The following is a 21,466-nucleotide window of genomic DNA, read 5'->3' on the forward strand; positions in this document are numbered from 1 at the left end:
CAAACCTACTTCGATTCCAGGTCGAAGTTGATCGTATTTTCGCCTGGTTCAACGGTGGCTTCCAGGGTGGTTTTCTTGTTGTATTTTTCGGGAACGGTTTCGCTACCCTGGTCGCCGAACGGATCGTTGGCTTCGTCGAGGGTTGAAATCTTGACACTGTGTTTGCCGGGGATCGCCCCCATTTCGTCGCGAATGTAAACCAGTTCGTAGGTGCCCGAGTCATCCGTTTTGGCAGCAGACGCCCGTCCGGCTTCCGGGTAAAACCGCACATTCGCATTGGGCAGCGGTTTGCCATCCATGGTTACCACGCCGGAAACCGTACCCAGCTCGGGCTGATCATCGGGGGCGCCACCACAGGCGGTCAGCAACAGGGAAAGTGTCAAACCAAACATCAGCAGCAGCGTGTGTTTTGTCATCTTGAAAATACTCTGGATTGAGATAGAGAAATCAGGGAACGACTGCAGTCCCGCTCGGGCTGCAGTAAAAGAGGCACAACGGCTTTCAGTTGAAAACCGTTGTGCTCAAGAAAGTAGATATCACGAAATTGGTGACGGGTGGTCGTCGAGGCAGGCGTGCTTAGAACTCGCCCAGTACCTTCCCGTCTTTTTCGTTATTCAGCCATGTGTAGGTATTCACATCGATGTTTTCCGACAGGAAACGGACCGAACCGTCACCCAGCATGACATGCACACCACCGACGTGGGGGCTCGACAGAGCAAACCGGTCGGCAGGGTCGCGGGCACCACCGTTGATGAAGTCATCCGGTGCGTTGTAGCCGATGAAGTAGACGTCTTCGGCTTGTAATCCCCGTTCCCAGCCCCAGGAGGCAGTTCGGGCACCGATCCAGAGTTTACCCATGAATTCATTACAGGCCGCACCACCACAACTGCCGGTCGAACCGGTCTCGTCCTGTGTGGTTACTTCGCCGACCAGAATCGTGTTGGTGGTTCCGTCGCGGAAGTCTCGGATCTGCAGCTTCTTGTTGACGCCCATCAGCAGACGCTCGGTTCCATAGTTGGATTTTCCATAGCTTCCCTTGTCGATATTGATGCCACCCATCGGATCGGAAGGGCAGTTATACACGGGGATTACGGTTTTGGCGGATGGGATAGATGTCGAACCGGTATAGCCGATGTGCCAGTTCATGGTGAAACCGTTGGTCTCGGTGCCGATCTGATTGTAGAGCGGAGTCTGATCCATGAAGGGCAGAATCATCGTGCCCCAGCCCAGACCATTCTTGTTGGCAGTTTCAGATGCGTCAGCCAGCGTCTGATCGCCGTCGATCCAGCCGGGAGGGAAGGTGCGGTGTGTGTCGTGATAGTTGTGAAAGGCAACGCCCATCTGCTTCAGATTATTTTTACAGGTACTGCGGCGGGCAGCTTCGCGGGCCTGTTGTACGGCTGGCAGCAAAAGGGCAATTAAGATAGCAATGATGGCGATAACAACCAGAAGTTCGATCAAGGTGAATCCACGCCAGCGAACGCCGCAGATCACACTACTGTTCCTCTTCATAAAGACATGACCTCAAATTTAATAGAAATGTAATTGGGAATTATTTGAGACGCTTCTTTATATTAGCCACACTGCCTGCAAGAATTCAATAATTTTGTTAATAAAGAAAGTGCTTCCTAAGAGAAATGTGTTTACTGCAGGAGGCTTGTACCTGTCAGGAGAAGGGGGACCTGGCGACTGCTTCAGCATTTCTCAGGTAGAAAATATAACGTAAGCCTTGATATATATAAGGTTACGCTTATTTGTGATCGGCCGGCGTCAGTTGACGCTGCGCACGACCGTGTCGGGGCTCCCGATCCAGGCAGGCCTGAAAGTCAGCCTGGGCTGCCTCCGTTTTTCCCAGTGCGAGCCGAATCAGACCCCGGTCATACCATATCTGGGGATCTGCGGGGTTCAGGCTGAGTGACTGATCGAGCAGGGCTTCCGCCTCTGCGAGCTGATTCTCGCGGTAAGCCAGCATCCCTTTGAGCCGCAAGGCCCGTGCGCGAGCCGCCTTACTTGCCTCCGCCTGGCCCGCCTGATTGAGGATGTCCGCAATCTGCTGATGCAGCTCCGGATCTTTGGTCAGCAGCGCCGCCCGCTGAGCCAGCTCTGCAGCCTGATCCCACTCGTCCTGCATCCCCAGAGACTGCGCCTGGTAGAGCAGTGTCTCGGCGTTGTGGATCTGCAGGTCGTTCAACTGCTGAATCGTCTTGCCGATCTGCTCGGGACGTTTTCGCTGCAGATTCACTTCCGCCAGCCGCATCAGGAAGATCGGATAATGGGTCGTGGGGCGGTTATCGAGCAGCGCGATCAACTGCTCCAGTTCGCCCGCCAGCTCATCCAGTGTGCCTCCCGAAATCCGCTGATTGAACTCTTCCACCCGTCGATCGATGCCATACTGCATTCGATAGGGCTCGATGAAATCGGAACCCGGATGCAAAGGGACTGAGTGCTGGGCCCGCGCCAGGGCGAGGGCACTCCGGTTGACCGCGTCCATGTCGCCTTGTCTGCGATATGCCTGCAGTTCCAGTTCCCGGAATTTGAGTGACTGGGGAACCCGCTGTAACGATTCCTGAATCAAAGGCAGCGCTTCCTCAATGCGGTCCGAGCGAATCAACAATTTGGCCAGCTGATAACGGGCCGGCAGGAAACCAAGGTTCTCGCGGAAGATCGCCTCCGCTTTGTCGGTCTGTTCCTCGCGCAGATAATTGCGACCGATTTCATAGCGGATCTGCATCCGCTCGCGATCGCCTTCGCGCCCTTCCTCTACGGTTTCCAGCAGACTCAGATACTTGTCGGTACTCTCCGAGGTTCGCCCGGTCCGTTCCAGGCAATATGCGATGCGGCTCTCGGCCAGTCGGCTCGCGGGCATCAGCCGGGCGACCTGTTCAAAACAGAGTGCCGCATGACTGTAATATCCCTGACCCAGTAGTGCTTCACCCAGCTGCATCCAGTCGTAAGGCGCATTATTTTTCTGCACCTGCGTGACCAGTGGTTCGACATCCTCTACAAACAAAGGATCCATCAGCCGCGTTTCGGGCAGCATCGGTTCCGGTCGTGCAGCCCGCTGGTAGAACAGATAACCGCACCAGGTGCCTTCAATGATCAATAGCAGCATCAATGCACGAAATAACATCAGCGTCCCCCCTCCGCACGTTGCAGCCAGGCCGAAACCCGTCCGATGCGATCAAAGGGTTTCCGCATATTCAGCGCACCGGCAGCGATGTCGGGCAAGCCGTCCTGGTTCAGGTCGCCCGTTGCAACCGTGACGAGGTGGATCGGCTCACTGTCGATCTGCCAGCTTTTAAAGTTCTGCTGACCGTCATTTTCCAGCCAGACCAGGCTCGCATTCCCCGGCGTGTACCAGTCGTTCGTCATACTCACCAGCACAACATCCAGGTCGCCGTCGCCGTCCAGGTCGGTCACATCCCCCGCATACGTGCCTCCCAGGTTTGAAATGCGGTGCTGCTTAAACTTCCAGTCGCCCGTGTTCTCAAACCAGTAACATCCGTGGTAGGGCTGTGGGTAGGCATCGAAATCTTCGAGGTTGTCGCCCGCGGGGAGAATCAGATCCTGATCGCCATCCTGGTCGAGGTCGGCGTGAATCAGACCGGCACTGCCCAAGTCCATATTGGGTGTCATCCACAGGGACCGGGTTTTGAATTTTCCCTGGCCCAGATTTTCAAAGGCCACGAGCTCTTCTTCTTCCTGCGAGACGATCGTTGCGATATCCAGATCGCCGTCCCCGTCGAAGTCCGCCACGGGAACATGAATCGTTCCCGGTGCCCGATGCAGCAGGTGATCCACAAACTGAAAGTTGCCCTGGTTCTCCAGCCAGAGGACTTCACCACGGTTGTAGCCGAAGACAGCCACAGCCAGGTCGAGGTCACCATCCTGGTCGAAGTCGCCCGGCTGCACATCGGCGACGCGGCGGACGTCATCCAGAATCACATGTCTGACAAAGCCGTCTTGCGTCTGTTCAAACAGCTCGACTTTGCCCACGACTCCATCATCGGGTTGAATATTGCCCAGCACCGAAATCACCAGATCCAGATCGCCGTCGGCGTCAATATCCACGGCGGTCGCATGCGCGGGCGCAGCCACATCTTCAATCAGCGTGCGCGACGTCTGGACTCCCGCTTGATCAATCGAGATCAGCAGCACCCGGTTATTGCCGGCATCGCAGGCGAGAATCTCGTTTTTTCCGTCCCCGTCAAAATCAAGAATCTGCACGTTGGTAATCAGGGGCAGTTCTTTTGACGAACCCTCCGCACTCGCGGTCTGCAGACTCCCGCTGCGATCGAAGTGCAGGGGGGACGCCGGGTACGAAGTGCCTCCCGTGTAGAGTTCGGGCAGACTCCCCAGCGGCGGAACCAGGGGTAAGACAAACCAGGTCGCCAGCGGCAGCAGAATGACGGCCACCAGCATCAGCAGCGTCAAACCAGTGCGGTCCGGAATATTCGGCTCTGGGTTCGTTTCGGGGGAAGGGCTGTTCTCGGCGGCAGACATAAGCTCGGGCAGGTCAACGCGGAAGGATTAATACGAGTCTAATATCGCGACCGTATTAGCGCTGCAGTCGCAATCATGGATCAATGCTAGTCCGCGCGCCGGGGAGTGTCAACAGGCGGTCCCGCGTCTGGCAAGCCCGAAATCGCGATCCCCCGCGAATTTGACAGACTGTGAATAGAATAGACTCGCGTATCATGTGGACTTATGTATGATAGAAATAGACCCTTTCTCATTGCACTTCTGCGGAGTTGATTTCCATGATGGTTCGCACTGTTCTGCTCGCCGGCTGTGTCAGTTTTTTCTGGACCGGACCTGTCCAGGCCGGGATGCCCAGCGTCTCACTCGACCTGACCGACATTGCCCAGCTGCGTCTGCAGTCCATCTCCTTCTTCCTGATGGTACTGCTGCTGAGCGCCCTGATTCTCAAGCTCTGCTGGAATCTGCTGGCGAAAGATTTCCCGAAACTGCCCCGCATCTCGTATAAAGGCGCGCTCGGAGTCTCGGTGCTCTGGGGGCTGATGTTCCTGTTTGTGTTGACGATGATCTCGGGCGCACGCGAACTGCTGACCCCCGGTGCCTGGGAAAAGAGCGGACGCACGTATCGGCTGGTGGAAGACAAACAACCGGACGACGCCTCCCTGGCAGCAGAGACCACACTCGACGAGCGACGCCGCAAGCTGGGTGAACTGCGGTCGGCACTCTTCATGCACGTCGCCACCCACCAGGGCAAATTCCCCAAGAAAGCAGACGAGACCACCTTCGCCGAAGAGTTCTGGCTGCAGCCCGGTCCCCTGCAGGCCCGCTACGGCTATGTCGCGGGCGACAAGCAAGCAGACCCTTCAGAGCCCCTCGCCTTCGAGCAGGCCATCTACGGCGACGATCAACAGCTGATCCTGTTCACCGATGGCGCCATCAAGGTGCTTCCCACCACCAAAGCTCAGGTTGTACTCAATGGAAAGTGAAACTGGAACGACAACCCGGAAAACGAAACGCTGGCCAAAAGTGCTGGTCGGGTTCCTGCTTGGCGCAGTCGTAGTGTCGGGCTGTCTGGGTATTCTGTTTCCGATACAGACCCTCTTCTACCTGGCTGGGGGATGGTTCCTCTTTTTAAAACGTGTGCTTCCCTCAGTGTCTGTTTCCCTCTCCGGGATCATCACAGCGTTTGCGTTTCTGGTTTTAATGGCGGTAATCATCCAGTTACTCGGCACTTTCCTGATACGCAATGTCAGAATGAAAACTGATATGACTCCATTATCCGGCTGGCGTATCCGCTGGACCGGTTTCTGTCTGCTGCTGCTCGTCGTCGCCTTTACGGGTGGGTTCGCCGTGGTTGGAGTAGCGCACCAGAGTGCCTGGATTGTGACGGCTTCGGAGGGCATCATCGGCTTAGCTTCAGGACATCGCGGGCCAGGTAGGAAAGAACGTTCCCAGAGAAAGCTCAAAAATATTGCATATGAGACGATCAACTTTGCATCAGGGGCAGAGGGGAATAGATTCCCGGGGGGAAGCATCTCATCCACCGGACTACCGTTGCATAGTTGGGAAACAGAATTGCTGCCTTATTTGGGACGTTTGAAATATTATCAGCAGATCGACAGGTTTCAGCCTTGGAATTCAAAAACCAATGCGAAACTGTTTCAGAAACCAATTCGGGAATTCCTGATGCCGGGCTCGGAATGGCCAGAACAGAATAATCAGGGCTTTGGTCTGTCTTATTATACCTTGAATAGTCACATCAGTGGTCTCAAGGAGCGTGCCAGCCTGAATCGCATTCCGGACGGGGTATCCAATACATTGCTCGGAGGCGAAGTCGTCAGTCAACTGCGTGCGTGGGGCGATCCCGTCAATTTTCGCGATCCCGCACTGGGCATCAATTCACATCAGGAAGGCTTTGGTGGTCCCTGGCAACAGCGGCGGGGGGCGAACATGGTCTTTCTCGATGGCAGTGCCCGCTTCATCAATGAAAATATCGACCCCGAAATATTGAAAGCCCTGGCGACGCCCCATGGTGGCGAGGATGTCAGCACGTTCCTGGAGGGGAGGTAATGCGATGATAACCGACCCGGAAACAGCAGAACCCGGATCCAAGGACTCAGAGCAGTCGACTCCACAGAAATCGGTAGACTGGATTGCGCGGGGGATCAGCGTCTTGACGCTGGCGGGATTCATGGCCTGCCTGGGAGTTATGTTGCCTTTCGTGATCGGCTTTCATCTCCTGTTCGGCTGGGTGGCCTATCTCAAACGCGTGATGAGTACGCAGACCCTGGTCGTCTCACAACTGGTCTGGTTGATTGTTTTTCTGGCGTTGATCGTCGTGACCCTGCATCTGCTGCTGAAACAGGGATATCGCTGGTCACAACGACTGCAGTCGGCCGATCCGGACGCCGCCCCCCTGAACTCCTGGCCTAAACAGTGGACCTGTTCGGTGTTGCTGTTTCTGTTGATCCTGGCCGGGAGCGGAGTGGCCGTGGTGGAAATCGGCCGACAGTTCTGGTCGATGACCACCGGCGATGAGAAACTTGTGACAGCCTATAATTCGTATAATGCAGCCAGACGTAGTGCTTCCAAAAACAATCTCAAACAGATCGGCCTGGCGCTGCATAACTACCACGACCTCCATGATCGCCTGCCACCCGGCGGAATTTTCAATCAGACCGGAAAGCCACAACACAGCTGGATGACGCAGATCCTGCCTTATGTAGACCAGGCACCTCTGTATAACAAGGTCGATTTTCATCAACCCTGGACCGCCGCGGACAATCGTGACATCTTTACTACAGAACTGGATGTTTATCAGATTCCCGGTCCCCGCTTGAACAGGAAAGAACCGGAGCTCCCCCACGGATACCAGCCAGCCGGATACGCGGCGAACGCACGTGTCCTGAATGTGAACTCGGGGCTGAACTTCAAAGAGATCAAAGACGGTCTTTCCAACACTCTGCTGGCGGGCGAAGTCAATTCGCAGCTCAAAGCCTGGGGCGATCCGACCAACTTCCGCGATCCGGCGCTGGGAATCAATGCTCACCCGCGCGGCTTTGGTGGTCCTTTCAAAGGCGGTGCCAATTGCCTGCTGGGAGATGGTTCGGCCCGTTTCATTAATGAAAACATCGACCCGGCCGTGCTTAAAGCACTCGCGACACCCAACGGCGGCGAAGACATGAGCCGTTTTCAGGAGGACTGGTAAAGCCATGTCGAACGAAACGAAAACCGTTCCCCGTCCTGCCCGCGGCCTGGGCTTCAAACTGCTGATTGCGGCTGGCTGCCTGATGATCCTGTTTGCGCTGCTGGTTTACTGTTTCTTCCTGCTGCTGTTGGGAGTCATCTATCCCTTCCGTGTCGGGTATCACCTGCTGGCCGGCTGGTATCTGTATCTGCAGCGCGTGGGGCACAGCTTGAGTCGTTCTCCTACGCAGGTCGTCTGGGGTGTTGTCATTCTCGTTTTCATGAGCGCCGTCCTGCATCTGTTATTAAAACGTGGCTATCGCCTGCGATTTCAGTCAGAGAATTCATCCGCCGCTGCGCAGACACAAACAGTCTGGCAACCACGGTGGACCTGTACCATCCTGGCGTTGTTGCTGCTGCTGTTGGGCAGCAGCTTTGCAGTGACCGAGCTGACACAACAGGTCTGGGCGCTGGTCACCAGTCAGGAACGAATCTCATTCGCGTTTGACAGTCAAGGCGGCTGGAAGCGTGAGCAGTCCGGCGATCAACTCGAAGAACTCGGGCTGGCGCTGCACAGTCACCAGGATGTCTATGGACACTTTCCGGCAGGGGGCACCTTCGATCAAACCGGTCAGCCACAGCACAGCTGGCTCACACACCTGCTCCCCTTCCTGGGGGAAGAGCGGCTCTATCGTCAGATCGACCTCGGCCAGCCCTGGTCAGCCGATGCTAATCGTCTCCCCTTTCAGCAGCCCTTGTACTACTGCCTGAATCCCGGTCTGCGGGAGACCTACCGCGGGGGAACCGAGGGCGAACCGACTTCCGCAGGCTACCAGCCCGCGCAATACGCGGCTAACTCGTATGTCATGAATGCGAATGCGGCGCCCGGTTTTCAGGAGATCAGTGACGGCAGTTCGAATACGCTGCTCGCAGGAGAAGTGAACGCGCAGTTCAAGGCCTGGGGCGATCCAACCAACTTCCGCGATCCAACGCGGGGCATCAACGCCGACCCCCATGGTTTTGGCGGTCCCTTTCAGGGCGGAGCCCAGTTTCTGATGGTCGACGGCTCCGTCCGTTTCATCAATGAAAACATCGATCCCGCCATCCTCAAAGCACTGGCAACACCCGACGGCGGCGAACCAGTGGGGGAGTATTAAGCGATGCAGGAAAACAGCGCCACCAGCAAAACGGAAACACAACCGTTGACTACACTGCAGCGGTTCTGGGTCGCGCTGGCAGGCGGCCTTATGTTGCTCGGTCTGACTCTCGGCCTGGGACTGTTCTTTCTGCCGCAGACAGTGTACGCACTGATGATCGGCTGGATCAGTTATCTCTGGCGCGTCGTGCCCACGTTGACCCTTTCAATTTCAGGGACACTCTGGTTCCTCTGCACCCTGAGTCTGTTCCTGATCGGAGTCCATCTGGTGGGTAGAAAACTGTATCGAGGAACGCCGGACACTGTGAAGCGGCCCGAGTCAACGACGGGCGTTTCGCGGTGGAGACTCCGTTGGACGGTGACCCTGGTCGGCCTGTTTCTGGTTCTGATCACCAGTGGCATCTGTCTGATTGGAATCTCGCATCAGCTATGGTGGATGGCCGCTGGAGATCAGAGAGCTCTACTCAGAGAGCGTCCCCTCTCCCTGTTTTATCCGGTTGCTTTCATCGAAGGTCAGAGACGTCGGGCTTCTCTCAGCCACCTCAAGCAGATCGGCCTGGGAATGCACAATTATCATGGGGAGCATCACCAGTTACCGATAGGGGCAACCGTCGATGCCACCGGCAATCCACAGCACGGCTGGGCGGCGCGGATCTTACCCTACCTGGACCAGCCGGATCTGTTCCAGCAGGTCGACTTCAATCAACCCTGGACGGCCGAGGAGAATCGTCAGGTTTTCGAAAAGCCGCTTCGTGTATTGGTGAATCCGGGCTTGAGCTACGACTTCAAACCAGGAGACATTCAACAGACTGATCGCTCAGGTTACAGGCCGGCACATTACGCGGCCAATCAACGACTGCTGGGCCTCAATGGCGGTCTGAGAATCCGCGACATCAAGGATGGCACATCACAGACGATCATGGGAGGGGAAGTCAAAGCGGGCATTCGAGCCTGGGGCGATCCCCTGAATATCCGCGACCCCGCGCAGGGCATCAACCAGGGACCTGGAACGTTCGCAGGGCCCTTTGGTCCCGGAGCGAATGTCTTAATCGCGGATGGCAGTGTTCGCTTCCTTTCCGAAGACATCGATCCGGCTGTGCTCAAGGCGCTGAGCACACCTGACGGCCGGGAAGTGCTGGAGGAAATTCCATCTCCGTCAGGAAACACGAAAGGAGGGCAGCGTGAGCACTGAATCAGAACCTTCTACCAAAGTACAGCGCGCCTCCCTGTCTGCCATGGCACTGGTGACGTTCTTTTTTCTGGTCTCTTGCGCGGGAATGGCTTTTCTCGTTCAGACACTGTTTCAGCTGGGAACCGGCTGGATTCCCTATCTGAAACGAACCCTGCCCACGCTGACGGTTTCGGCTTCCGGCGTGTTATGGTTTCTGTTCTGTCTGGCCCTCTTCGTAACCGGACTGCATCTGGCCTGCCGGGGTGTCTATCGTGGGAAACAGGAAACCGCGGCCGCAGAGGAGAACCAAGGCTGGCAACTGCGCTGGTCGTTCTCACTGGTGATACTACTGCTGGTTCTGGTAACCAGTGGCATCTGTCTGATCGGCGTTTCGCATCAACTCTGGTGGATGGCGACCGGAAAAGACAAGCTGGTGTATCAGGGGGGCATGACTGCCGCCCGTCGCTCGACTTCCAAAAATAATCTCAGGCAGATCGGTCTGGGCCTGCATCTTTACGAGGACGCGCATGACCGTTTACCCGACGGGGGTACTTTCAGCGAAACGGGTCAGCCTCAGCATGGCTGGGTGGCGCAGTTGTTGCCTTTTATGGATCAAGAAGACCTGTATCAGCAGATCGATTTCGACCAGCCCTGGACGGACGAGGTCAACCGTAAAGCTTACGAAACCAGGTTACCTATGCTGATGAGCCCGGGGATGATGTCTGATTTTATTCAACAGGAAGTACCGCGGGCAGACAATGATCGTTATCCACCCGCCCACTACGCCGCCAACAGCCGCGTGCTGGGTATCAATTCCAGAATGAGTCTGCGCGATATCACCGATGGCACTTCCAATACCATTTTCGCAGGGGAAGTCAGCGAGGGGATTCGTGCCTGGGGAAGCTCCCTCAACTATCGCGATCCCGCACGGGGGATCAATCAGCAGCCAGACAGCTTCGGCAGCCATTTCATTGTGGACAGCAAAACCGGTGCGCAAATGCTGTTCGGTGATGGATCGGTGCGATTCGTTTCTGATGACATCGACCCCGAAGTACTCAAAAGGCTGAGTACGCCTGCAGGTGCTGAAGTGACCTGCGAGGACTGGATGGAGGGGAAACCGGTGACAGGCAGGCAGAACAGACATGATTGAAATCGTCCGCATCCCGCATACGTATCCGCCACGACCGGAAGAAAAATATCGCTTTGAGGGATATTTCATCTTTATCGTCGTCCTGCTGATCGGCTTGCCGATGCTCTGCATGGTTCCGGTTCTACCTCTGCTCTATGTGTGCGAACGCTGGACCGGGCAGGAGAATCTGCTGCTGAATCGGCTGGTACTGCTCGGTGCCGCCGGCCTGGGTCTGGCGGGGGGATTCTGGTATCTGTTCAAACTCCGTGCCGAGGACCTGCAACGCTGGAAAACCAGGCAGGAAAGTCGCCAGCGGGATGCCGCGGATAGCGTGGCGGAACAGGTGACGATCCGCAATATCTACCAGTACTGGTCGGTCACATCCTACGAGCCTGCGGCCGGTTTTTTAATCCATACCCGCGAAGGTGAGTGGTTCTATCTGTTTGATCAACAACTGGATGATTTTGAAGAAGATGCCTTTCCCCGCAGCGAAGTCACGCTGCTGAGAGCCCCGCATTCCAGAACGATTCTAGAGATCAAGACCGCCGGGGATGAGGTCGATTTCGTGGATTTCGTAGAAGATGAATTCATTCATGAGCATGGCGGCGATCACGGGTTCGGCTCATTGGAGCCCACGGTCTGTGAGTCGCTAAAGCCCGACAGAGACCAATCAGAAAGGTGATACAAGACTGTGGTAGATCGTCTGCTGGCCATTGGTGATATTCACGGTTGTCTGACCGCGCTGGAACTGCTGCTAGACATGAACACACTCGTGGAAGATTAAACCGTTTCCCGCAGCTGGTAGAACGAGTTGACTGCCGGCTGACCGGTAAAATTGGGCCCCGCCTGATCCGAAGCACCGGCGTAACGACAGGGAAAGCGGATGTCTTGCTGTCCCGTGCAGGTCACCAGGTGTGTCCGCGAATGGTATTGAAAGAATCGTCGCCTCAGAAATTCCCGTTTGTCTGCAGTCGTCCATGTCCCTGCCACGGTTTGCAGATTCTCCAGATCCAGATGAGCCAGGAATTGGCCTTCGGAAGCAAGCCAGCCCGCGGCGCGGGCCAGTAGCGAAAGTTTATCGCCCACATAATGCAGACCATGCACGCAGGTAATCAGATCGAACCGTTCAACCGTATTCCAGTCATGCAGGGAGGCGGTCTGCAGACGAAGTGCATCACCAGCTTCGGGGGCAGGCAGAAACAGATTTACCAGATCGACGCCTCGAATCTGAACCTGTTCGCCCAGTCCCGCTTGTTGGAATTGTTCGTAAGCCTGAATCAAGGCCCGTCCCGATCCACAGCAGAGATCCAGCCAGCGTACGGTCTGTCCTGCCTGGATTTTTTCGGTCAGAAATTCGAGGGGATTGAGTTTCAGGTCGGCGGTGTAGCTGTTAGTCCCCGTGATTTCGCGTTCGCGATTCATGCGGCAGTTCGCAGCCACATCCGACCATTCAAGTTCTTCATTTGTCAGCAGGCTGCTTTTTTTCTCAGCGGTCATTTCTTAATCTGTGCTTCGAGTTCACGATACTCTTTTTTCAGATCGACATTACCAAGTTCGGGATAAAGCAGGCGGGTCACGCCGATCAGTTTTTTTGCGGCGTCCGTGTCGCCCGATTCATACAGGGAGCGAATTACATGCAGGCGTGCGTCGAGCCAGGGCACGGTGCCCGCTTTCTCGGCTGCTTCCAGATCGCGCCATTTGGGAATCGCCTGTCGCAGACATTCCTTGGTGCCACACCGTTCGAGCAGCAGTGCGACCTGCCTGATCAGCGCGGTGTCGCGGGGCGACTGTTTCAACAGGCTCTGGTAATACTCCAGGGCGCGGATCGGTCGATCGACGGCGAGATAGGCTTCCGCCAGGCAGAGGTCGAGCTGTCGTGCCTGTTGTGGCGTGAGTTCATCGCGACGAATGGCCAGCTTTTCGGCCGACTGCAGTTGCAGCATGCCCAGTTCCCTGCGGACCGACGGGCTGAGATCCAGGTCAATCTGCGAAACCCCATTCAATACGGAGAGCAGCTCGCTCGTTCCTGCATTCTCCAGGCTGGCTACCAGCGAACGTGCTTCAGACGGTTTTCCCTGACCGGCCAGCGCGATGATCTGCAGCCGGAGTGCCTGGCTGGAAATCCGATTCCAGCCCTGGATGGCCCGGGTCGTCTGGGCTACGCTCTCGGGCGATTGTTCGCTGTTCCGCTTCAGTTCTTCCGGCTTGGTCTCCGCAGTGTGGATGAGCAGATCCAGCAGACGATGCGCTTTGTCGTATTCGGGAGGCGAGTCGTTGAGATAGATCCGCGTCAACCGAAGTGCGATTTCGGACTGCGACAGCAGAATGGCGTCATCGCTTTCCTGGGGATAGCGTGCCAGGTATTTTTCCAGCACGTCCATCGCCTCCTGTCGCCAGGCACGCGTCGGTTTATCGAGGGCGGCGAGTCTGAGCAGAATCTGTTCGTAACAGCGGGCGACACCCAGGTGCGCATCGGCTGCTTTGGGATGATTCTCTGGAATTTCTGAATAGAGGACGAGCGCCTTGGAGTACTGCAGGCGGGACTCCTCCAGCCGGGCCAGCATCCAGCCGGCTTCGTAATAGGCCTTGTCCATCGAAAACATCTTGCGGACATTTTCCAGCGCGTCGGTATAAGCCAGGCGACGCGACTTGGTGCGGTTCTGCGAATAGAGCTGACCCAGGCACCAGGCGGAAAGCAGACTCGCATCGGAGGCTTTCGCCACCCCGCTGAAACGCTGTGCCAGCGACTGGAACTGCTCTGCTGCTTTCGCATACTCTTTTTGATTGAGCTGTAGCGAGGCACTGGTGAAACCCAGCTCGAAGGCCAGATCAGTCTTGCCTTCTTCAGCCGCCTGCTTGGCTGTTTTCTCGTAAGCGGTAATCGCTTCGGGAATTTTACCTTCCGCATAGAGCAGCTGGGCACGTTGCAGACTGTCTGACAATCGGCTGCCATATTCCTGGATCTGCTCCTGGCGACTGACCAGCAGCTTCGCCCGTTGTGACCAGTAACCCGGGTGGGCTTCGGCGAGTTGTGTGGACCTTTGTTGAATCTGTCGCCAGAGCTCGTCGGCGAGTTCCTGCTGTTGCTGATCGGCGGCGATGTGGTGCAGCTTCAGCAGGGCATCGATTTCCAGGAAGCCGAGCTCACTGGAGAAGTGTCCCTGCTTCTGTCGGTGCTGAATGATCTGGGTGGCTGCCTGCTGGGGCTTATTCTGGGCGAGCAGAATCCGCATCGATTCGAGAAACACAGACTCATCCAGATAAGGCGGGTGCTGGTCCTTGACCAGTCCCTGAATCGCACGCTCGGCGGCGTCAGCATCGCCTTCCAGTCGTTCGCATTCGATGAGCGCGAGTCTGCTATCCCAGGTGATCTTGAGAGTCGTCGCGCGGCGGGACAGCGGTTCCAGCCAGGTCCGTGCCGCTGAGAGACTCATTTTCCGTTTGGGACTGTCGGGGTGATACAGGCTGGCCAGCAGCATGTCGGCCCGTGCGATCAGCAGCTGATACTCAAGCAGGCTGTCCCGCACCGTGGCGACGGGGAGTACTGTAAAATCCTGTTTGGCGCCCGCTTTGTTGAGCAGTTTCTGAATCTGCTGTTCGGAGAGTGTCAGCTGACCGACGGCTCGATCCAGCGCGTCGATGGCGCTATCGCGAAGCGATTCATTCTGTGGTATCGCCTGTGATTGCCAGTAGAGCAGTGATGCCTGCAGAAAGGTAATCCGCGCGCGCTCGGCCCGAAACACAGGCAGGTCCGACCAGCGGGGATAATCGCGTTCGATCTGCGCAATGGTCTCCTCGGCCCGTTTCCAGAGTTCGGGTTGTTCGGCGGGAGTGGCAGCACTGGCGTGGGCAGCCAGCGTGCGAATGAGCTCGAGGGAATAACGGGCCCGCTCCGGATCAGAGAGACGCTGGCGGGACAACTCGTTCAGACAGAAGCCTTCTGCGATGCCAAACAGGTGGCGGGATCTGAGTCCTTCAAAATAGGTACGCGTCGGATCCTCAGCCTGGCAGAGACCATTGAGCGTACAGAGCAGCACGATCCCGTAGAGCCATCTGCAGAGCGCACCGGTTCTGCGCGGTGTATAGGCAGAGCGGGTGGCATGTGGTGATCGCTGCGGCATGAACTCAATCGAATTAGAACAGGGAAATCAGACGTGAGGACCGGCGATGGTGTTCCTTCTACAGGTCATCATATACGGAATGCTCCAGTTCTCCCAGAGCTGATTTTCTGCAGCAGACCTCCTTTAACAGTGGCTGCTTAATCGATTTTCGGGACTTTGGTATTCCGCGGCAGTTCCGGCAGAGTAATCAGGTCGGCACCGGCATTGGTCCGGTCCACGGCGGTGATCGTCGGGCTGCCATCAGTGGGTTGCGTGAACTGAAGTTGTGCGGTCTGCAGCTCGGCACAAGGTGACTTGATCAGTTTCTCACGATCGGCGAGCCAGGGGATGCGCATCTGCAGATTGTTGACATCGGAAGAGAGCCCCCAGATGTCTTTCCAGTCCAGCGCGTCGAGTGACAGTGCGCCGGTGGTTCCCTGCTGAGACTGAATCGTCCAGTAGGTTTCGAAGCGGTCAAAGTAATTGTTCGAACCACGCCAGGTCAGCAGCTTCTGACGGAAATCGTTCTCGTTGGTGTTCCCCTTCATCAGCACGAATGGTGCATCACTGCGTGAGAAGAAGATATTATTGCGGGAAGAAACATGCAGCGGAATCAGTTCGCGGGGAATCGAGCCGCTGTCCATCACCGCCAGACCGCGGCCCAGCAGGAACGTGGAGTGGTTCAGCACCAGTTCCAGGTGATCCCCTTCCATCGGTTTGTTACTGCAGCCGACCAGGTCGATCAGTGACTGACCAATCATCAGGGCCGAGTTCGTAATTTCCAGGCGGGTAGGGGCTGTCTCGCGCACCGAGAACGCCTGCCCGTCGCAACGGAGTACGGAGTTGATGATTTCGATGAACGTCGATTCTTTCACCGGGCGTTTGCCCATCATGGAATCATCGTCGAGGCCCTGGTTGATGGGCTCGTTCATTTCGAAGATGGCGACCTGCTGATTCGTATTGTTGGCACAGGTAACCGTCACCTGATGCAGGCGAATATCGTGTGCATTCTTGAGCGAGAAGATGGCCCAGGAATCGGTATTCAGATCTTTCACGTCGACCACGATACTCACATCAAACAGTTCCAGAGAACCGTTGGCGATGTGAATCATGTGTGTCTGATATCCTTCGGCAGGTTCTTCCACAGATTCAAACTGGAGAACCGGCTTGCGGTCTTTCGCGGCCCGGATGCGGACCCGTTTGTTGTTGATGTGAATCGGGGCTTCTTTGCGGACGCCTGTGAATCCCAGTTCGATGATGCTGCCATCTTCGGCAGCGGCACAGGCGGCGTCGAGTGTTTTGAAATCCTGGCCGGCGGTTCCATCCGGATTGATGATCGTGATCGCTGGAATCTCGATTTTCCGAAATTCGTTCGCGTCTTTCCGGGGGAACGGATCCGGTTCCGTCTCGGGTTTCACCTCGGGGGTGGGCGCCAGCGGAACCATGGTCTTCCTGGGTTCCGGAGTGTTGGACATGGCCAGTTGATTCTCGGGCTTGTTCTCTCGCAGGACCTTGTTCGTCACGGGTTTTTCGGTTTCGATCAGATCCTTGATGGAACCGGGGGCAGAGAGCAGGGGCATGTCGAAGATGCCGCCTAGTTCCTTACCGCCGGGTTCATCGAGATTCATCTGAGCCAGCGGAGTTTCGCTGCTGTTGTCAGCCGCACTGCTGTTTTTGTTGTTCGAACTGGTGCCGGTCGGCTGTTTCTCTTTGCCGGCGTCGGTTGATGTCGTCGAAGCGACCACAGGGTTCTCTGTCAGTGAGCCCACCATCGTCGTGTCGGGTTCGGGCAGAGGTTGACTGGCTTCGGGACTGATCACGTCTGATGCGTTGTCTGTCGTCGTGCCTTTGGTGCCTGCCTGGGGAGCCGGGTTTTGTGTCACTGTCACGGAACTGGGGTCGAGTGATGGATAACGGTCGAGCAGGATCACCACGATCAACAGCACAGCCGCAGTCGCGATCCAGCCGACATGCTTTTCCAGGAAGCTGAGTCGCGAATTCGTGGGGGATGTCCAGACCAGACCTTCGGGGTTCACGCCGCGGAGATCCAACTGGCCGGCAACCTGCATCAGGTGATACATCAACTCTTCGGGAGTCTGGAACCGTTCGTCCGGATCACTGGCCATCATCTTCTGTACGATAAGTGAGAGTTCGCGTGGAATCTGCTTGTTGATGGTCGCCGGGTCGGGAACGTTCTTGCCCGAGTGATCGAGCAGCTTCTGTAACACGGTCCCTTCGCCGTAGGGAGGTTCCCCGGTCAGCATGTGATACAGAGTGCAGCCCAGCGAATAAATATCGCTCCGCACATCCACGTTCCGGGGATCCTTGGCCTGTTCGGGTGAGATGTAGTCGAAGGTTCCCAGCGTGGTGCCGGCGGTGGTGAGGTCCGCGGAAGCGTTGTCGCTGTCCTTACGGGCCAGACCGAGGTCCACCAGTTTGGCGCGGCCGCCGGGCGTAATGATAATGTTGGATGGTTTAATATCGCGGTGAACCACGCCGGCCTTGTTGATGTGCTTCAGCGCTGAAGCGATCTGCAGGGCGTAGTTGACCGCTTCCGCAGCCGGCAGGATTCCGCGTGACTGAATGATCTCGCGGACGTTGGTTCCCTTCACGTATTCGAAGGCGATGAAGTTCAGACCCTGATCTTCGCCGATGTAAAACACGCGCGAAATATTTTCGTGGTCCAGTCGGGCCGCTGCTTTGGCTTCGTTCTGAAAACGTTTAACCGAACCTGCATCCCGGGACTGACCAGGGCTGAGCACCTTGAGTGCCACCACGCGATCCAGGCGGGTATCGATCGCCCGGAATACAGCGCCCATGCCTCCCCGGCCGATGCGCTCACGAATGACAAAATGTTCCAGTTCCATGCCGGACGGACTGGTTGTCTCGACTTCCACTTCGGGATCATCCGTGGTGGGAGGAAACAGGCGGTTCCAGATGGAAGAGCGGGCCATGTTAGGCTGTGAACCTGATTGCGGACGGTTCGCATCGGGAGCCGGGATCGGCTCCAGCGGACTGATGATGGTCTCCGGACCGTCACCCTGAGGAACCGGTCGCGCGAAGAACTCGGGCAGCGATTCCTGGCTTGTCATGGATCGTTCTGATTGAGAGTCGGAACTCATGATCTAAGGTTCACTTAAAAATAGCTTAAATTCAACGTTTGAGATGATATCGAAGGCTTTGCCGACCAGGCAACTGCGTTATCCAAATTCACAATGATTGTTGGAAAAGAATGCCCGCTCAGAGCGCCTCTAACGGCACCTGCTCAATCACAAATTGCGTCTGTTAATGCAAAATAAACTTAACCTGTTTCAAGATATGTGGTTAAGCGCTTTAAGTCGTGTTCGGACTCGATTCAGCTCGTATCAGACTCAGACTGGTATTAGTTAGGAAATGAATAAAAAATAAGAGCTGCATCTATTTTACGTGTTTGAGGCTCGATTCGTTCTGAGAAAAATCGGATTTCGGCGATTTTTCAACCAAATTCTCAGGAGGCGGTCTCAGTTCCCGCAGCAGACGAGGAGCAGCACGACTTGCAGAGTTGAGACGTTCTCCCGCAGAACAATGCGAAGACTCTCAAAGCAGACGCCGATAACGGCGAAGTTGGCTGGCCCGTCTGATATGCGATCAGAATTCAATAATCTTCGTTTTGTATTCCTTATGAAAGCCAACCTTATCGATCTTGAGGCCGAAGTTTTCCCCAATTTTGACCGCTTCACCCAGGCAGTAAACCTGGTTGTTGATATACATTTCCAGGGGATCTTCGCAAGCTTTGTCGAAGGTGATCAGCGAGCCCGGGCAGATGGAGAGCAGCTGGTTCATTTCGATTTTTTTGGATGCCAGTTTCACGATCGCCTGTACGGGCAATTTGGTGATGCGGTTCAGCGGGTTTTGACCACTGGACATCGCTGCCGCGGGAGCAGCCGCAGCATTCTGAGCAGACTGAGTGGCGGCCGGTTCAGGCGCCGGATCGGGTTCCGCGGATGCGGTTTCTGCAACTGGCACGTTCGTCAGGGGCCAAATTACAGGGATCACAGCACTCGGGCTCTGGCCGTCACTCTCTTCTGCTTCGGTTTCCGATTCACCCGGAAACACATTCATGCGCAGTAATGCTGCCCAATCGGCGGGAGCACCCTGCATGACTTCATTTAATAAACTCTCAACCGCGTAAGCTCTAAACTCTTCAGCTTCACCTGCATCCAGCGGGATCAGGTTCATGGACCATTCCATCGACAGCGTCTGCAATCGTGAAGACTGCGACTCTCCCGGGGACGTGTACCAGTCTGGTAAAGGCAGTCCTTCCGGGATCAGACCCAGCATTGCCTCGTCGCCAATGCGAAATAAGACAGCCAGTCCCGGCCCGCGAAATGTATCGTCCAGCTCTTCGGGAGACCACATGCCCGACTCACCCAGCTCGATTCGATAGCTGGTATCGAAACACTGATTGAGAGAATCGGAAATCGCGGCCATACTTTCACCCGCCTGGGCGAAAATGGCTTCGACATTCTCCTGGCTGAAGCCCGACATTTCTGCTTTACAAAGTCCTTTAAATTGATAACTTGTTCATCAACTCAGACACGTTGATGATTTTCAGGAATCAGGATTCCTTAGATCATACAATCGACTACTTAAAATTCAGTTCTTCACTCAAAATCGGCAAACCTCGCTCATTCGGAAAAGATTGACACCTTTTGAGCCCCGGAGAACAGATTATTTGATCTGCGCAGCCCCGATCCACGTTCCTGAACCTGCCCTTCAACATCAATTATGCCAGTCGCTGGCACTATTTAAGGATATCAGCATGCAATGCCACGAAGTTGACTACGAGATCTTTGGTTCCGACCTGCAGATTGTGGAAATCATCCTGGATCCGGGGGAATCGGTGGTCGCCGAAGCGGGCAGCATGAATTACATGGAAGACGGGATTCGCTTTGAAGCCCGTATGGGCGATGGTTCCCGCCCCGACGATGGGTTTTTGGGTAAACTGTTTAAAGCGGGCAAACGGATGCTTTCCGGTGAATCGCTCTTCATGACTCATTTCACCAATGATGGTCGGGGACAGAAACGGGTCGCATTCGCTGCCCCCTATCCCGGGAAGATCATCGCCATTGATATGAGTAAGATCGGCGGCACGATTACCTGTCAGAAAGACTCCTTCCTGTGTGCGGCACTGGGTACGGAAGTCACGATGGCGTTTAACAAACGCCTGGGCTCCGGCTTTTTCGGCGGGGAAGGTTTTATTCTGCAGCAACTCAGCGGCGACGGGATGGCGTTCGTGCACGCTGGTGGAACGGTCATCAAAAAGAAACTCCAGGGGGAGACGCTCCGCGTGGATACGGGTTGCATCGTCGCTTTCACGGGGGACATCGATTACAGCATCGAGAAAGCAGGGAACCTGAAATCAATGGTACTCGGCGGTGAAGGCCTGTTTCTGGCGACACTTTCGGGACATGGTACCGTGCTGCTGCAGAGTCTGCCTTTCTCACGGCTGGCAGATCGAGTGCTCGCACATGCGCCTTCCGCCGGCGGTTCATCCCGCGGGGAGGGCTCTGTCCTGGGAGGCCTGGGCGATATGTTTGGTGACAGCTGAGCCTGTCTTTACCGACGTTTGGAACTTTCACGGCAGACTGAAACACGGAATCAGGGGAAAGGAAAGGTGGCATGAATAGCAGACATAACCGAATGACCAATGTCGGCCGCAAGCTGGTGATGTTCCTCGGATTTCTTTTTATCTTCGTGGGTTACATTTTAGCTTACGAGAAGGGCCTGCCGCTGCTGGATCGCGCCAAAGCCAGCAAAACCTGGCCGACCGTGGAAGGGGTCGTTCTGGAATCGCGGGTCGAGTCACATCGCAGCAGCAACTCCAGTTCGTCAACTTACTCACCCCACGTCGTCTATCGCTACCAGGTGGAAGGGAAAGACTTTGAAGGGGAGACCGTCTGGTTCGGGAACGATGTCTCGACGTCCGACCGCACCATGTCGGAAGAGACGATCCGCAAATATCCCGTCAAGCAAAACATCACCGTCTATTACGACCCGGCGGATCACGCGATCGCGGTGCTGGAACCCGGGGTTTTTAAAACCACGTATTTCTTTTACCTGTTTGGCTGGCTGTTCCTCGGCCTGGGAATCCTGATGGCCAGCAGCGTTCTGTTCCGTTCCCTGTTACGCCTGTTTCGGGGTGGGGCAGAAATGCAGACACCGGCAGAGTCTGCCGGTTGACGGGCGATTCAGGCGGCAGGTGG

The 21,466-nt window shown here is 56.0% G+C and carries 17 protein-coding genes; 9 read left to right on the forward strand and 8 right to left on the reverse strand.

From position 1 onward, the window contains the following. Positions 1-5: 5 nt before the first annotated feature. From HG66A1_RS00590 to HG66A1_RS00605, 4 genes are all read right to left on the reverse strand, one after another. On the reverse strand, positions 6-416 hold the full coding sequence (locus HG66A1_RS00590; RefSeq protein ID WP_145179815.1) for a carboxypeptidase-like regulatory domain-containing protein: 411 nt from the start codon (positions 414-416) through the stop codon (positions 6-8). Positions 417-576: 160 nt separating this feature from the next. After that, a complete protein-coding gene (locus HG66A1_RS00595; RefSeq protein ID WP_145179817.1) occupies positions 577-1,512 on the reverse strand; it encodes a DUF1559 domain-containing protein in 936 nt (311 codons plus the stop codon). 238 nt (positions 1,513-1,750) lie between these two features. Next, positions 1,751-3,130: a tetratricopeptide repeat protein gene (locus HG66A1_RS00600; protein ID WP_145179819.1), complete on the reverse strand. Its 1,380-nt coding sequence runs from the start codon at positions 3,128-3,130 to the stop codon at positions 1,751-1,753. Then, complete coding sequence (locus HG66A1_RS00605; protein WP_145179821.1) at positions 3,130-4,503, reverse strand: FG-GAP repeat domain-containing protein; 1,374 nt, start codon at positions 4,501-4,503, stop codon at positions 3,130-3,132. Before HG66A1_RS00605 ends, HG66A1_RS00600 begins: the two co-directional genes overlap by 1 nt. Before the next feature lie 257 nt (positions 4,504-4,760). Between HG66A1_RS00605 and HG66A1_RS00610 the strand changes: the two genes are divergently transcribed. From HG66A1_RS00610 to HG66A1_RS00640, 7 genes are read left to right on the forward strand one after another with little or no spacing between them, the layout of a single operon-like run. Beyond that, a complete protein-coding gene (locus tag HG66A1_RS00610; protein WP_145179823.1) occupies positions 4,761-5,465 on the forward strand; it encodes a hypothetical protein in 705 nt (234 codons plus the stop codon). Beyond that, positions 5,455-6,549 carry a DUF1559 domain-containing protein gene (locus tag HG66A1_RS00615; RefSeq protein ID WP_197996921.1) on the forward strand — a complete coding sequence of 365 codons (1,095 nt, stop codon included), beginning with the start codon at positions 5,455-5,457 and terminating at the stop codon, positions 6,547-6,549. The genes HG66A1_RS00610 and HG66A1_RS00615 overlap by 11 nt, the downstream gene beginning before the upstream one ends. Positions 6,550-6,553: 4 nt before the next feature. Beyond that, a complete protein-coding gene (locus HG66A1_RS00620) occupies positions 6,554-7,687 on the forward strand; it encodes a DUF1559 domain-containing protein (RefSeq protein WP_197996922.1) in 1,134 nt (377 codons plus the stop codon). A 4-nt stretch (positions 7,688-7,691) separates the two neighbouring features. Then, positions 7,692-8,822: a DUF1559 domain-containing protein gene (locus HG66A1_RS00625; RefSeq protein ID WP_145179829.1), complete on the forward strand. Its 1,131-nt coding sequence runs from the start codon at positions 7,692-7,694 to the stop codon at positions 8,820-8,822. Positions 8,823-8,825: 3 nt separating this feature from the next. Continuing rightward, positions 8,826-10,013, forward strand: a complete 1,188-nt coding sequence (locus tag HG66A1_RS00630; RefSeq protein WP_145179831.1) for a DUF1559 domain-containing protein — start codon at positions 8,826-8,828, stop codon at positions 10,011-10,013. Next, positions 10,003-11,142, forward strand: a complete 1,140-nt coding sequence (locus tag HG66A1_RS00635; protein ID WP_145179833.1) for a DUF1559 domain-containing protein — start codon at positions 10,003-10,005, stop codon at positions 11,140-11,142. Before HG66A1_RS00630 ends, HG66A1_RS00635 begins: the two co-directional genes overlap by 11 nt. Next, positions 11,135-11,803: a hypothetical protein gene (locus HG66A1_RS00640; protein WP_145179835.1), complete on the forward strand. Its 669-nt coding sequence runs from the start codon at positions 11,135-11,137 to the stop codon at positions 11,801-11,803. The genes HG66A1_RS00635 and HG66A1_RS00640 overlap by 8 nt, the downstream gene beginning before the upstream one ends. Before the next feature lie 98 nt (positions 11,804-11,901). Here HG66A1_RS00640 and HG66A1_RS00645 read toward each other — a convergent pair whose 3' ends face one another. From HG66A1_RS00645 to HG66A1_RS00660, 4 genes are all read right to left on the reverse strand, one after another. Next, a complete protein-coding gene (locus HG66A1_RS00645; protein WP_145179837.1) occupies positions 11,902-12,618 on the reverse strand; it encodes a class I SAM-dependent methyltransferase in 717 nt (238 codons plus the stop codon). After that, positions 12,615-15,242 carry a tetratricopeptide repeat protein gene (locus tag HG66A1_RS00650; protein WP_145179839.1) on the reverse strand — a complete coding sequence of 876 codons (2,628 nt, stop codon included), beginning with the start codon at positions 15,240-15,242 and terminating at the stop codon, positions 12,615-12,617. Before HG66A1_RS00650 ends, HG66A1_RS00645 begins: the two co-directional genes overlap by 4 nt. A gap of 137 nt (positions 15,243-15,379) precedes the next feature. Then, complete coding sequence (locus tag HG66A1_RS00655; RefSeq protein WP_197996923.1) at positions 15,380-18,313, reverse strand: serine/threonine-protein kinase; 2,934 nt, start codon at positions 18,311-18,313, stop codon at positions 15,380-15,382. A gap of 535 nt (positions 18,314-18,848) precedes the next feature. Further along, positions 18,849-19,748, reverse strand: coding sequence for a FliM/FliN family flagellar motor switch protein (locus tag HG66A1_RS00660; RefSeq protein WP_145179843.1), 900 nt, complete (start codon positions 19,746-19,748; stop codon positions 18,849-18,851). Between the two features lie 268 nt (positions 19,749-20,016). Between HG66A1_RS00660 and HG66A1_RS00665 the strand changes: the two genes are divergently transcribed. Further along, on the forward strand, positions 20,017-20,811 hold the full coding sequence (locus HG66A1_RS00665) for a TIGR00266 family protein (RefSeq protein ID WP_409999491.1): 795 nt from the start codon (positions 20,017-20,019) through the stop codon (positions 20,809-20,811). 71 nt (positions 20,812-20,882) lie between these two features. Next, on the forward strand, positions 20,883-21,443 hold the full coding sequence (locus tag HG66A1_RS00670) for a DUF3592 domain-containing protein (RefSeq protein WP_145179848.1): 561 nt from the start codon (positions 20,883-20,885) through the stop codon (positions 21,441-21,443). Positions 21,444-21,466 lie beyond the last annotated feature (23 nt).

The organism is Gimesia chilikensis (genome assembly GCF_007744075.1).
In the GTDB taxonomy this organism is placed as follows: Bacteria; Planctomycetota; Planctomycetia; order Planctomycetales; family Planctomycetaceae; genus Gimesia; species Gimesia chilikensis_A.